The organism is Citrobacter sp. LUTT5, from assembly GCF_009905315.1.
In the GTDB taxonomy this organism is placed as follows: Bacteria; Pseudomonadota; Gammaproteobacteria; order Enterobacterales; family Enterobacteriaceae; genus Citrobacter; species Citrobacter freundii.
The window spans coordinates 4,524,660-4,537,225 of sequence record NZ_CP047606.1 but is presented as its reverse complement, the minus strand read 5'-3'; the positions used below and the strand labels follow the sequence as shown (position 1 = coordinate 4,537,225).

The following is a 12,566-nucleotide window of genomic DNA, read 5'->3' as shown; positions in this document are numbered from 1 at the left end:
AATTTACGAATGAATGATTTTACAGCGCTAATTAAAATAGCACATATTAAAAGTGCGGCTCCACCTGCAGGGATATTAAATAATCGTGATCGATAGCGAGTGTCCGAAATCGGACACTCAATAATGGTTATTGTTGGCGTAACTGCAGGTCCAACGGCGTTTTACTTGGCTCTCCACCAATTTCACGCGCCAGTTTGGGGACCATGTAACCGGAAACCAGTGTCAGCAGTTCACGCATAATGTGACGCGCTTTATCATCGCTGACCATAAAGTGGGCGGCACCCTGTACTTTATCCAGCACGTGCAGGTAATAGGGCATCACACCGGCATCAAATAGTGCGTTGCTAAGGTTAGCCAGGGTTTGTGCGTTATCGTTCACGCCACGCAGCAATACGCTTTGGTTGAGTAGCGTAACGCCCGCGGCGCGCAGACTACTCATCGCCTGGCGAAACGTCTCATCAACTTCATTGGCATGGTTAATGTGATTGACCAGCAGAATCTGCAGAGAGGAGCGCGCAAAACGTTCGACCAGTCCTTCGGTAATGCGCGCAGGGATCACTATCGGCAAACGGCTGTGAATACGCAGGCGTTTAATGTGCGGAATGGCTTCCAGTTGCGTGAGCAACCAGTCCAGTTCGTGGTCTTTGGCCATTAACGGATCGCCACCAGAGAAGATGATTTCATCCAGCTCAGGATGCGCGGTAATGTAGTCGAGAGCGACCTGCCAGTTGCGTTTATTGCCTTGGTTTTCGGCATATGGGAAGTGTCGACGGAAGCAATAGCGACAATTCACCGCACAACCGCCTTTGACCAGCAACAGTGCCCGATTGCGATATTTATGCAGCAGACCGGGAACCACACTGTGCTGTTCTTCCAGCGGATCGGTTGAGTAGCCTGGCGCGGCAACAAACTCTTCCTGGGAGGTAAGTACCTGACGCAAAAGCGGATCGTCCGGGTTACCTTTCTCCATGCGGGCAATAAACGCGCGCGGCACGCGCAGGGCGAAAAGCCGTCTCGCATCGCGTCCGGCCAATAGTTTTTCATCTGCGTCTATATTCAAAAGATGCAGAAGTTCATCGGGATCGGTCACAACATCGGCAAGTTGCGATAACCAATCTTCTCTGGATGGGGTATTTAGGGTTACAATATGCGCCATTTTGTGGCTTAGCTACCAGTTAACAATTTTCAGAGGGCCTTATGGCAACGTACTATAGCAACGATTTTCGTGCTGGTCTTAAAATCATGTTGGACGGCGAACCTTATGCGGTTGAAGCCAGCGAATTCGTTAAACCAGGTAAAGGCCAGGCGTTTGCGCGCGTTAAGCTGCGTCGCCTGCTGACCGGTACTCGCGTAGAGAAAACCTTCAAGTCTACTGACTCCGCTGAAGGCGCAGACGTAGCCGACATGAACCTGACTTTCCTGTATAGCGACGGTGAGTTCTGGCACTTTATGAATAACACCACTTTCGAACAGCTGGCTGCTGACGAGAAAGCGGTAGGCGATAACGCTAAATGGCTGCTGGACCAGGCTGAATGCATCGTGACCCTGTGGAACGGTCAGCCGATCTCTGTAACTCCGCCGAACTTCGTTGAGCTGGAAGTTGTTGAAACCGACCCAGGTCTGAAAGGCGATACCGCTGGTACTGGCGGCAAACCGGCTACCCTGTCTACCGGCGCAGTCGTTAAAGTTCCGCTGTTCGTACAGATCGGCGAAGTGATCAAAGTGGATACCCGCTCCGGCGAATACGTTTCTCGCGTAAAATAAGTCTTCCATTTGATCTTATGGCGCAGGTTGCTGCGCCATACTTTTTCCAGGGCAGGAATGATGAAACGTCTTCTCGGTCTTGTAATGCTACTCCTTTTCACCAGCACCCTCCTGACGGGATGCAATACCGCGCGCGGCTTCGGTGAAGACATCAAACATCTTGGCAATTCAATCTCTCACGCTGCCAGCTAATCATTTCATATAGTCTTAAAAACGGTTGTTTATCCATCACACTCCCAGATCTTGTCTATTATTAAGTAGCTATACACAAACAATATTGGCTAGAAAAGGAAGACGTTATGGTTAAGAAGACAATTGCTGCGATCTTTTCTGTGTTGGTACTTTCTTCCGTTTTAACCGCGTGTAATACCACACGAGGCGTAGGACAGGATATTTCTGAAGGCGGTAGCGCCATTTCTGGTGCAGCGACAAAAGCTCAGCAATAATGAAGAACGGTACGACGTCGTGTCGTACCGTTAATCTCCCTTCCCTGGGAGTGACAGAAACGGCGAGAAGCGGTTCCCCAGGTGCAGTTTCATACGGATATTCCTCTTATAGGTGTAGACCGTTTTGCCATGTATGCTGAGTGCGGCGGCAATGGCATTGTTACTCACACCATCCATCCACATTGATAATACTTTCTCCTCCTGCGGCGTAAGCAAAGGCGTGGCGTTTTTGGGTATTTCTAATGCGGGGCGAACCTGAAGTGCTTCCTGAATTGTGTGGGAGAGTGTGTTCAGCGTGGTGTGCTTGGTCAAGACCGAATGGGCGACGGATTGAGAGGGTGCGATGGGGGCATGCTGTCTATCTGCTGATTGCAGTAAAATCAATGGGATGACGCCACAACTCATAAAAAAAGGGTTAATTGGCGGACTGGAGTGCGTCTCGCTAATAAAACTGTATAAATCCGCGATCACCAGATGCGGTTTCCATTGCAAAATATGCTCTTTTGCTAACAGGAGATTATTGATTCCTGATACCAGAAATGAAGAGCTGAACCTGCCAGAATGATTAAGCAAGGCCTCTATCCCTGTGCGGGTAAAGTGGCACCGGTCAATCACTAAAATTTTAAGCATAAACGTTTCGCATTCAGAAGAGGGGCAATCGACTTTCCGGTTTCAGAAAGCCCTTCATCATAGAGAACTCCGATGAGTGCCAAATGCGGGAACTACGCCGCTAATTATGCTTAATTCTTGCTTTTAGCTGGCAGTGAATAAAAAGGTTGAAATTCATTTTCTTCCGGGCAAAAATGCCATTTCACACATCAGCTTTGTAGGACGACCTGCAAACGCTTCTTTCACCGGGGACGGCCCCATTGTTCTGGAGCCTGATATGTCCTGGATCGTTTTATTAATTGCAGGTTTGCTCGAAGTCGTTTGGGCGATTGGCCTGAAATATACCCACGGTTTTACGCGTCTTACGCCAAGCATTATCACTATTGCGGCGATGATCGTCAGTGTTGCCATGCTCTCCTGGGCAATGCGCACATTACCTGTAGGAACCGCTTATGCGGTCTGGACCGGCATTGGCGCCGTCGGGGCGGCCATTACAGGGATTTTGCTGCTGGGTGAATCTGCCAGCCCGGCACGTTTGCTGAGCCTTGGGCTGATCGTTGCTGGCATTATTGGTCTGAAGCTGAGCACTCACTAAGCGCCAGGTTGTTTCACCCAAATCAGCTTATTCACCTCAAACCCCTCCCGGGTCGCGATGGCTAACATTTGCTGTTTCATTTCATCTGAAATAGTTGGGGTCCGTGAAAGGATCCACAGGTAGTCGCGATCCGGACCGCAAACCAGCGCGTGACGATATTCCCGGTCGAGTGCAATTACGTTATACCCACCATAGAAGGGGCCGAAGAATGATACTTTAAGCGCGGCCGTGCTTGGGTCGCCGGTGAAATAGGCTTTCCCTTCCGTTTTCTGCCACATCTCCCTGTCAGGGTTATAGCCCTTGTTAATAACGTTGATGCCGCCGTCGTCGCGCAAGCTGTACGTTGCGGTCACTTTATCCAACCCGCGCTCGAAACGATGGTCGAAGCGCGCAATTTCATACCATGTTCCCAGATAGCGTTTGGCATCAAAGTTATTCACCACGGTAACGCCTTTCGGCGGTGTTGGGGAGCTGCAAGCGACAACCAGGAATGCAGCCGTAACTGCAGCAACGACGGGCAGAATGCGCATAGTGTTTTCCTTACTGTTTTTTGTTAAGTGTAGATGACAGCAGGAAAAAAAGAGCAAGAAAGGAGGTCCGATTTACCGGACCCCTCTGTCAGTTATTGCAGTTTTTCAAGAATGCGCCAGGCCGCCTCGACGCGGACAGGGTTAGGATAGCTTTTGTTTGCCAGCATCACTATGCCAAGGTTTTTTTCTGGAACGAAGGCAACGTAGCTGCCAAATCCACCTGTGGATCCCGTTTTATGCACCCATGAGGCTTTCACGGCAGGTACTGGCGGGTTTACCTCAACGGCGGGAAGCGCTGCCAATGCCACTTTGCTGTCGCTGCCGTTGATGATCGAATCAGCTTTCAGCGGCCAGTTCAGCATCTCCCAGCCTAATCCCTGGTACATATCACCAATACGCCAGTAGCGAGACTGCGCAAGCTCAATGCCCTGCTGGAGCGTTTTCTCCTGAACGTGGCTGGCGTCCATGTTGGCCTGAACCCAGCGGGCCATATCGATAACGCTGGATTTCACGCCATAGGCTTCGGCGTCAAGTTGTCCCGGAGAAACGTGCACAGGCTTCCCTTCGCGATAGCCCCAGGCATAGTTTTTTTGTTCGCTTTGCGGAACCGTAATCCAGGTATGCGCCAGTTTTAATGGTTGCAGGACGCGTCTGGTCATTGCCTCTTCGTAGCTCATACCTGAAGGTTTCACCGCCAGCGCACCAAACAGACCAATGCTGGAGTTAGCGTAAAGACGCTTAGCGCCCGGAGTCCATTGTGGTTGCCAGTTTTGATAAAAGCGCAGTAATGCGGCTTTATCCGTAATGTCATCGGGGATCTGCAGCGGCAGGCCACCCGCTGTATAGGTGGCTAAGTGCAGCAGGCTGATACCCCGCCACTGTTTGCCTGTCAGTTCTGGCCAGTATTTCGTGACCGGATCGCTGAGCTTAATTTCGCCGCGGGCGATAGCGTCGCCGCCCAACACGCCGTTAAACGTCTTACTGACCGACCCTAGCTCAAACAGCGTTTGCTGCGTGACTGGGTGGTTATTGGCGATATCGGCTTTACCCCAGGTAAAGTAATAAGGTTTCCCCTCGTAGATAATCGCCACGGCCATACCCGGAATAGCCTGCTCCTGCATCAGTGGTGTGATGGTGCGGTTAACGATATCGGCAATTTGTTGTTCTGTTTTTGCGGCAGCAAACGTGGAGAAAGAGGCTGTCAGCAGCAGTGCGCAGCATATCGATTTTTTCATCATGAAATCAGTTCCGTAATTAAAAGCAAAAGGGTGTCCGGGCCCGTCAGACGCAATCAGTGTGTTTGATTTGCACCGTGTTGACAAACGGTTAAATTTAGCAGCAGATATAAGTTTTTCTAACAGGCCGGATGATGACGCGTAGCTATATCCCTCTTAACTCGCTGCGGGCTTTTGAAGCCGCGGCCAGACATCTCAGCTTTACCCGCGCTGCGATTGAGCTCAACGTGACGCATTCTGCCATCAGCCAGCATGTCAAATCGCTGGAGCAGCAGCTGAATTGTCAGCTTTTTGTGCGCGGTTCTCGTGGATTAATGTTGACGACTGAAGGGGAAAGTCTGTTACCTGTACTTAATGACTCCTTCGATCGTATGGCGGGGATGTTGGATCGTTTTGCCACTAAACAGACCCAGGAAAAACTTAAAATTGGCGTAGTGGGAACCTTTGCTATCGGCTGTCTTTTCCCGCTGTTGAGCGATTTTAAGCGCAGTTACCCACATATTGATTTGCATATTTCTACCCATAACAATCGCGTGGATCCCGCCGCCGAAGGGCTGGATTATACCATTCGCTACGGTGGGGGAGCCTGGCACGATACCGATGCGCAATATTTATGTAGCGCGCTGATGTCTCCACTGTGTTCGCCAACATTGGCTTCGCAGATTCAAACGCCTGCGGATATCCTGAAATTTCCGTTATTACGATCGTATCGGCGGGATGAATGGGCGCTTTGGATGCAGGCGGCCGGAGAGGCGCCTCCGTCACCGACGCACAATGTGATGGTGTTTGATTCGTCCGTCACCATGCTGGAAGCCGCTCAGGCGGGGATCGGTGTGGCAATTGCGCCAGTCAGAATGTTCACGCATTTACTCAGCAGTGAACGTATCGTTCAGCCGTTTTTAACGCAGATTGATTTGGGAAGCTACTGGATAACGCGTTTGCAATCTCGCCCGGAGACGCCCGCGATGCGTGAATTTTCCCGTTGGTTGACCGGGGTGCTGCACAAATAAAAAAGGCCCGCCAATGGCGGGCCTGATAATTAACGCATGTACTTAGATGGTCAGAATACCAATCGCCGTTACAACGGTCAGGATAGCTGCCAGTCCGTAGAATACCCATTTGCCAGCAGGCACGTGGATTTTCAGGTCATGCATTGCGTGGTGCATACGGTGTAAACCGCACCACAGCGGCAGAACGATCATCAGGAACAGAAACGCACGTCCGATGAAGCTCTGAGCGAATGCCAGTACGCGTTCATAGCTGAAAGCATCAGGAACAAAGCCCAGCGGCAGCATAATGCCTACCAGCAGGATCATTACCGGCGCAATGATTGCGCTCCACATACCGCCTGCACCAAACAGGCCCCAGAATACGGGTTCGTCAGAGCGTTTTGGATTTGGATTAATCATTCCGGACTCCTTACCAGAACAGGGCAACAAACAGTATGACTACTGTAGCAACCACAGTGACTGCCCAGAGACCTTTGATGATCGGCTCTGGCCCCATTTTTTCGTCTTTTACGATGATGTTGGCTGCTTTTGGTGCCAGCTCAAACCAGGTTTTGGTATGCAGCAGCGCTGCTGCCAGGGCGATAATGTTAAGGATTACCACCACCGGGTTTTGTAAAAAGGCGACAAAGCCCATCCAGGACTCTGCACCATGCTTGAGTGCAAACAGGCCGATAATCAGTTCAATGCTGAACCAGACTGCCGGGACTGCCGTGCCTTCACGCAGCATGTAAAAACGATAAAATGGCAGCTTTTTCCACCAGGTGGACGTCATTGGCCGCACATAGGCTTTACGTTTAGTCGTCATCGTGCACTCCTTAGCGTGGTTTCAGGGTAGCGATAAGAAAGTCTTTTGAACTTTCAACTTTACCCTGCTGAATGGCCGCAGCCGGATCGACGTGTTTCGGGCAGACTTCGGAGCAGTAGCCCACGAAAGTACAGGTCCAGACGCCGTTCGGGCTGTTCAATTGAGCCATACGCTCCTTCTTACCGTGGTCGCGGCTATCTTCGTTGTAACGATGCGCCAGCGTAATCGCAGCCGGTCCAATGAACTCAGGGTTCAGGCCGAACTGCGGGCACGCGGCGTAGCACAGACCACAGTTGATGCAACCAGAGAACTGATGATACTTCGCCATCTGCGCCGGAGTCTGGGTGTTTGGCCCCTGATCCGGTGTACGCGGGTTACCGATGATGTACGGTTTGATCGCTTCCAGGCTTTCGATAAAGTGCGTCATGTCGACGACCAGATCGCGCTCAATCGGGAAGTTACCCAGCGCTTCAACCTTCATGCCGTTTGTGTAATCACGCAGGAAGGTTTTGCACGCCAGTTTCGGTACATTATTGACCATCATGCCGCAGGAGCCGCAGATTGCCATACGGCAGGACCAGCGGTAGCTCAGGTCCGGTGCCAGGTTATCCTTGATGTAGCCCAGCGCATCCAGCAGTGACGTGGTTTCATCATAAGGAACTTCGTAGAAAGCACTGTGCGGCGCGGTATCGGTTTCCGGGTTATAGCGCACCACCTCAACTTTCAGGTTTTTCATCTCAGCCATTCGCCTTCTCCTTCTTATCGGCTGCTTCCGCTTCGCCACCGTAAACACGTTTAGCCGGTGGCAGAGTGGTGATTTTCACGTCGCTGTATTCCAGGCGAGTCGTGCCGTCAGCATCGCGGAAGGCGAGGGTGTGTTTGAGGAAGTTCACGTCGTCACGCTCGGTACAGCCTTCATCCAGACGCTGATGCGCGCCGCGGGATTCTTTACGCGCCAGCGCGGAGTGCGCCATACATTCAGCAACGTTCAGACCGTGACCCAGTTCGATGGTATACAGCAGGTCGGTGTTGAAGACGCTGGAGGTATCAGTGATACGTACGCGCTTGAAGCGTTCCTGCAGTTCAGCCAGCTTATCAACGGTTTTCTGCATCAGTTCCGGCGTACGGTAGATACCGCAACCTTCTTCCATGGAGATACCCATTTCATCACGGATCTTAGACCAGTTTTCGTTACCTTCCTGGTTAACCAGATCTTTCAGACGTTTTTCAACGCCAGCAACCTGTGCATCCAGAGCGGCACTGTTTGCAGCGCCAGCCGTTGCAGCGCGTTCCGCAGCTTGTTCACCGGCCATACGACCGAAGACCACCAGTTCCGCCAGGGAGTTAGAGCCCAGACGGTTAGCGCCATGCAGACCAACAGAGGAACATTCGCCGACAGCGAACAGACCTTTAATGCGGGTTTCACAGTGCTGATCAGTTTCGATACCGCCCATGGTGTAGTGCGCGGTCGGACGTACCGGGATCGGTTCTTTAACCGGATCGACACCCACGTAAGCTTTCGCCAGTTCGCAGATGAACGGTAAACGTTCGAGCAGTTTTTTCTCACCGAGGTGACGCAGGTCGAGGTGAACCACATCGCCACGCGGAGTGGAAATGGTGTTGCCTTTGCGCCATTCGTGCCAGAAAGCCTGAGAAACTTTGTCGCGCGGACCGAGTTCCATGTATTTGTTTTTCGGCTCGCCCAGCGGGGTTTCCGGACCCATGCCGTAGTCTTGCAGATAACGGTAGCCGTTTTTGTTGACCAGGATACCGCCTTCACCACGGCAACCTTCTGTCATCAGGATACCGGAGCCTGGCAGACCCGTCGGGTGATATTGAACGAATTCCATATCACGCAGCGGAACGCCGTGGCTCAGCGCCATGCCCATACCGTCGCCAGTTACGATGCCGCCGTTGGTATTGTAACGGTAAACACGACCAGCGCCGCCCGTTGCCATTACGACTGCGTTAGCACGGATCTGCACCAGCGTGCCTTCCATCATGTTCATGGCAACCAGGCCGCGGGCATGACCCTCGTCCACCAGGATATCCAGAACGAAGTGTTCGTCAAAGCGCTGAATCTGCGGGAACTGCAAAGATGTTTGGAACAGCGTATGCAACATGTGGAAGCCGGTTTTATCTGCGGCAAACCAGGTACGCTCGATTTTCATGCCGCCGAAGCGACGTACGTTGACGCTACCGTCTTCACGACGGCTCCATGGGCAGCCCCATTGTTCCAGTTGCGTCATTTCAGTTGGGCAGTGGTGGACAAAGTAATCCACGACATCCTGCTCACATAGCCAGTCTCCGCCTGCTACCGTATCGTGAAAATGGTAGTCAAAGCTGTCATGATCCTGCGCGACAGCAGCAGAGCCGCCTTCGGCAGCAACGGTATGGCTGCGCATTGGGTACACTTTTGAGATCAGTGCGATTTTAGCGTTGGGATTTGCTTGTGCGGCAGCAATTGCAGCACGTAATCCCGCGCCACCGGCGCCTATAATGGCAAGATCGGCTTGAAAGGTTTGCACGACATTCCTCCAGATTGTTGTTATTTCATCCCCGCCTGAAATCAGATGCTTCATCGGCTTCAAACAGGTTATGAACGCGTTTCCACTGCTCCTTTATAGGTACAATAGTATAGTCTTAGGGATGTGCGGGAAATTTGACGTGTTCGATTTTTTTAGCGTGTCACAGGGGGGAATTATCATTGAATTTGATTAATTTAATTACTAAACCACCCTATGTCGCTTTTTTTATCCAATTGCTGGTGCTGATTACTGCTGCCTGAAATTTGTCTCGTTAACGCGATACGAGTAGACTTCGTGCCCTTGTCTTAAATCGGAGAAACAACCATGAGCGAAACGGCAACCTGGCAGCCGAGCGCGTCCATCCCCAATCTGTTAAAACGTGCAGCAATTATAGCGGAGATTCGCCGCTTTTTTGCCGATCGTGGCGTGCTGGAGGTTGAGACCCCTTGTATGAGTCAGGCAACGGTAACGGACATCCATCTGTTCCCGTTCGAAACACGTTTCGTTGGCCCTGGACACTCTCAGGGGATGAATCTCTATTTAATGACCAGCCCTGAATACCATATGAAGCGCCTGCTGGTGGCAGGGTGCGGCCCGGTGTATCAACTGTGCCGCAGCTTCCGTAATGAAGAGATGGGGCGCCATCATAACCCTGAATTCACCATGCTTGAGTGGTATCGTCCGCACTACGATATGTATCGGCTGATGAATGAGGTGGACGATTTGCTTCAGCAGGTGCTGGACTGTTCGCCTGCGGAAAGCCTCTCTTACCAGCAAGCCTTCCAGCGTCATCTGGAGATAGACCCGCTGTCTGCGGATAAAACCCAACTGCGGGAAGTGGCGGCGAAATTGGATCTCAGCAATATCGCCGATACCGAAGAAGACCGGGACACCTTACTGCAACTGCTGTTTACGATGGGCGTTGAGCCGCATATTGGTAAAGACAAACCGACGTTTGTGTATCATTTCCCGGCCAGCCAGGCATCACTGGCGCAAATCAGTACCGAAGATCACCGAGTGGCTGAACGTTTTGAGGTTTATTACAAAGGTATTGAACTGGCAAATGGTTTCCATGAATTGACCGACGCGCGCGAGCAGCAGCAACGATTTGAACAGGATAACCGCAAACGTGCCGCACGTGGTCTGCCGCAGCAGCCTATCGACACCAACCTGCTTGAAGCGCTGAAAGTAGGCATGCCGGATTGCTCAGGCGTGGCTCTGGGTGTTGACCGTCTGGTGATGCTGGCGCTGGGCGCAGAGAGCCTGGCCGAGGTTATCGCATTTACCGTCGATCGCGCATAACTTACTCTTCCGCAATACAAAGTGGCGGCTTAATCGCCACTTTGTAGCATATTTTTTCATTTCCCCTCTAATAGCCACAATTTACACCTGGATATTTGATATCGTTTAGGTATCAATTCTGTGTTGATTTTTTTATCGCTGAACTCTGCAAAGAGAGCAGTGCCAACCGGTGAGCGGCGTTTGCTAAACGCTTGCCAGAGTAAGGGATGGTTTAATGACCCAAACAATAAAAAAGATGAGCCTGCCAGGTCTCATTCTCATGATATTTACGTCAGTTTTCGGTTTTGCTAATAGCCCCTCCGCATTCTATTTAATGGGGTATAGTGCAATACCGTGGTATATATTTTCTGCATTATTATTCTTTATTCCATTTGCTTTAATGATGGCGGAAATGGGTTCTGCCTATCGGAAAGAAGAGGGTGGAATCTATTCGTGGATGAATAATAGCGTTGGACCGCGCTATGCCTTTATCGGCACGTTTATGTGGTTTTCTTCTTATGTGATATGGATGGTAAGTACTGCGGCGAAAGTCTGGGTACCTTTTTCAACCTTCTTGTTTGGCGCAGACATGACGCAGCACTGGCGTATTGCAGGGCTTGAGCCTACGCAGGTTGTCGGGCTGCTCGCCGTCGGCTGGATGATTCTGGTGACCTGCGTGGCATCCCGGGGTATTAATAAGATTGCGCGTATTACGGCAGTAGGCGGAATTGCCGTAATGTGTCTTAATTTAGTTCTGTTGTTAGTGAGTGTCGCTATTTTGTTATTAACTGGTGGCCACTTTGCACAGGATATTAATTTTATCTCCTCACCTAATCCCGGATATCAGTCCGGGCTGGCAATGTTGTCATTTGTTGTGTTTGCCATTTTTGCTTATGGCGGAATTGAAGCTGTAGGGGGACTGGTTGATAAAACAGAAAAACCAGAAAAGAACTTTGCTAAAGGCATTGTTTTTGCCGCTATTGTCATTTCTGTTGGTTATTCACTGGCCATCTTTTTATGGGGCGTTAGCACCAACTGGCAGCAGGTATTAAGCAATAGCTCGGTCAACCTCGGCAATATTACTTATATCCTGATGAAGAGCCTCGGGATGACGTTGGGTAATGCGCTGCATCTTTCCCCTGAGACCGCGATGGTGATGGGCGTATGGTTTGCACGTATTACCGGGCTTTCCATGTTCCTTGCCTATACCGGCGCTTTTTTCACCCTCAGCTACTCACCGCTGAAAGCGATTATTCAGGGCACGCCGAAAGCGTTGTGGCCCGCGCCGATGACCAAACTGAATGCCGTAGGGATGCCGACGACGGCAATGTGGTTACAGTGCCTGCTGGTGAGCCTGTTTATCCTGTTGGTTTCATTTGGTGGCGATACGGCTTCAGCGTTCTATAACAAACTGACGCTGATGGCGAACGTATCCATGACGTTGCCGTATCTGTTCCTGGCGCTGGCGTTTCCGTTCTTTAAAGCCCGTCCGGGTCTGGAAAGACCGTTTGTTGTCTTTAAAACCCGAGCGGCGACGCTGCTGGCAACGGGTGTGGTCGTTCTGGTGGTGACGTTTGCCAACGTGTTCACCATCATCCAGCCGGTAATTGAAGCCGGGGACTGGAACAGTGCCTTGTGGATGACCGGCGGCCCGATCTTCTTCTCGCTGCTGGCGATGGCGATTTATCAGAACTACAGCCGTCGCGCGGCCAACGAACCTGAGTGGGCGGTGGAATAAACGACCTGCCCAATCCGGCCTACAA

The 12,566-nt window shown here is 51.4% G+C and carries 15 protein-coding genes; 7 read left to right on the top strand and 8 right to left on the bottom strand.

Annotation, left to right across the window (positions count from 1 at the left end):
- Window positions 1-127: 127 nt before the first annotated feature.
- Window positions 128-1,156, bottom strand: coding sequence for an EF-P beta-lysylation protein EpmB (epmB, locus tag GUC46_RS21665; RefSeq protein ID WP_003839459.1), 1,029 nt, complete (start codon window positions 1,154-1,156; stop codon window positions 128-130).
- Between the two features lie 41 nt (window positions 1,157-1,197).
- On the opposite strand from epmB, the gene efp reads away from it, so the two are divergent.
- The 3 genes from efp to ecnB all read left to right on the top strand — a co-directional run bounded on the left by efp (window position 1,198) and on the right by ecnB (window position 2,210).
- Window positions 1,198-1,764: an elongation factor P gene (gene efp, locus GUC46_RS21660; protein WP_003025478.1), complete on the top strand. Its 567-nt coding sequence runs from the start codon at window positions 1,198-1,200 to the stop codon at window positions 1,762-1,764.
- 57 nt (window positions 1,765-1,821) lie between these two features.
- Window positions 1,822-1,956, top strand: coding sequence for a lipoprotein antitoxin entericidin A (gene ecnA / locus GUC46_RS21655; protein WP_003830568.1), 135 nt, complete (start codon window positions 1,822-1,824; stop codon window positions 1,954-1,956).
- 107 nt (window positions 1,957-2,063) lie between these two features.
- Window positions 2,064-2,210 carry a lipoprotein toxin entericidin B gene (gene ecnB / locus GUC46_RS21650; protein ID WP_003025482.1) on the top strand — a complete coding sequence of 49 codons (147 nt, stop codon included), beginning with the start codon at window positions 2,064-2,066 and terminating at the stop codon, window positions 2,208-2,210.
- A gap of 30 nt (window positions 2,211-2,240) precedes the next feature.
- Here the strand turns inward: ecnB and GUC46_RS21645 are convergent, their stop codons facing one another.
- A complete protein-coding gene (locus GUC46_RS21645) occupies window positions 2,241-2,840 on the bottom strand; it encodes a helix-turn-helix transcriptional regulator (RefSeq protein WP_003025485.1) in 600 nt (199 codons plus the stop codon).
- A 256-nt stretch (window positions 2,841-3,096) separates the two neighbouring features.
- Between GUC46_RS21645 and sugE the strand changes: the two genes are divergently transcribed.
- Entirely contained in the window at window positions 3,097-3,414 is a 318-nt protein-coding gene (sugE, locus tag GUC46_RS21640; RefSeq protein ID WP_130715225.1) for a quaternary ammonium compound efflux SMR transporter SugE, read from the top strand.
- Here sugE and GUC46_RS21635 read toward each other — a convergent pair.
- Window positions 3,411-3,944, bottom strand: coding sequence for a lipocalin family protein (locus GUC46_RS21635; RefSeq protein WP_003025522.1), 534 nt, complete (start codon window positions 3,942-3,944; stop codon window positions 3,411-3,413). The two genes, sugE and GUC46_RS21635, sit on opposite strands and share 4 nt — an antisense overlap.
- A 92-nt stretch (window positions 3,945-4,036) precedes the next feature.
- Complete coding sequence (locus tag GUC46_RS21630) at window positions 4,037-5,182, bottom strand: class C beta-lactamase CMY-189 (RefSeq protein ID WP_046670810.1); 1,146 nt, start codon at window positions 5,180-5,182, stop codon at window positions 4,037-4,039.
- 131 nt (window positions 5,183-5,313) lie between these two features.
- On the opposite strand from GUC46_RS21630, the gene ampR reads away from it, so the two are divergent.
- Window positions 5,314-6,189 carry a LysR family transcriptional regulator AmpR gene (gene ampR, locus GUC46_RS21625; protein ID WP_003025533.1) on the top strand — a complete coding sequence of 292 codons (876 nt, stop codon included), beginning with the start codon at window positions 5,314-5,316 and terminating at the stop codon, window positions 6,187-6,189.
- Between the two features lie 42 nt (window positions 6,190-6,231).
- On the opposite strand, the gene frdD is transcribed toward ampR, so the two are convergent.
- From frdD to frdA, 4 genes are read right to left on the bottom strand one after another with little or no spacing between them, the layout of a single operon-like run.
- Complete coding sequence (frdD, locus tag GUC46_RS21620; protein WP_003025535.1) at window positions 6,232-6,588, bottom strand: fumarate reductase subunit FrdD; 357 nt, start codon at window positions 6,586-6,588, stop codon at window positions 6,232-6,234.
- Window positions 6,589-6,598: 10 nt separating this feature from the next.
- Window positions 6,599-6,994, bottom strand: a complete 396-nt coding sequence (gene frdC, locus GUC46_RS21615) for a fumarate reductase subunit FrdC (protein WP_003025537.1) — start codon at window positions 6,992-6,994, stop codon at window positions 6,599-6,601.
- Window positions 6,995-7,004: 10 nt separating this feature from the next.
- A complete protein-coding gene (frdB, locus tag GUC46_RS21610; RefSeq protein WP_003025540.1) occupies window positions 7,005-7,739 on the bottom strand; it encodes a fumarate reductase iron-sulfur protein in 735 nt (244 codons plus the stop codon).
- Window positions 7,732-9,522: a fumarate reductase (quinol) flavoprotein subunit gene (frdA, locus tag GUC46_RS21605; protein ID WP_003025543.1), complete on the bottom strand. Its 1,791-nt coding sequence runs from the start codon at window positions 9,520-9,522 to the stop codon at window positions 7,732-7,734. Before frdA ends, frdB begins: the two co-directional genes overlap by 8 nt.
- Window positions 9,523-9,846: 324 nt before the next feature.
- Between frdA and epmA the strand changes: the two genes are divergently transcribed.
- Together epmA and yjeM are read left to right on the top strand one after the other, a co-directional pair.
- Window positions 9,847-10,824 (top strand): elongation factor P--(R)-beta-lysine ligase, encoded by a 978-nt coding sequence (gene epmA / locus GUC46_RS21600; protein ID WP_003830517.1) that lies wholly within the window; start codon window positions 9,847-9,849, stop codon window positions 10,822-10,824.
- A gap of 214 nt (window positions 10,825-11,038) precedes the next feature.
- Window positions 11,039-12,541, top strand: a complete 1,503-nt coding sequence (gene yjeM, locus GUC46_RS21595) for a glutamate/gamma-aminobutyrate family transporter YjeM (RefSeq protein ID WP_106902712.1) — start codon at window positions 11,039-11,041, stop codon at window positions 12,539-12,541.
- Window positions 12,542-12,566: the final 25 nt, after the last annotated feature.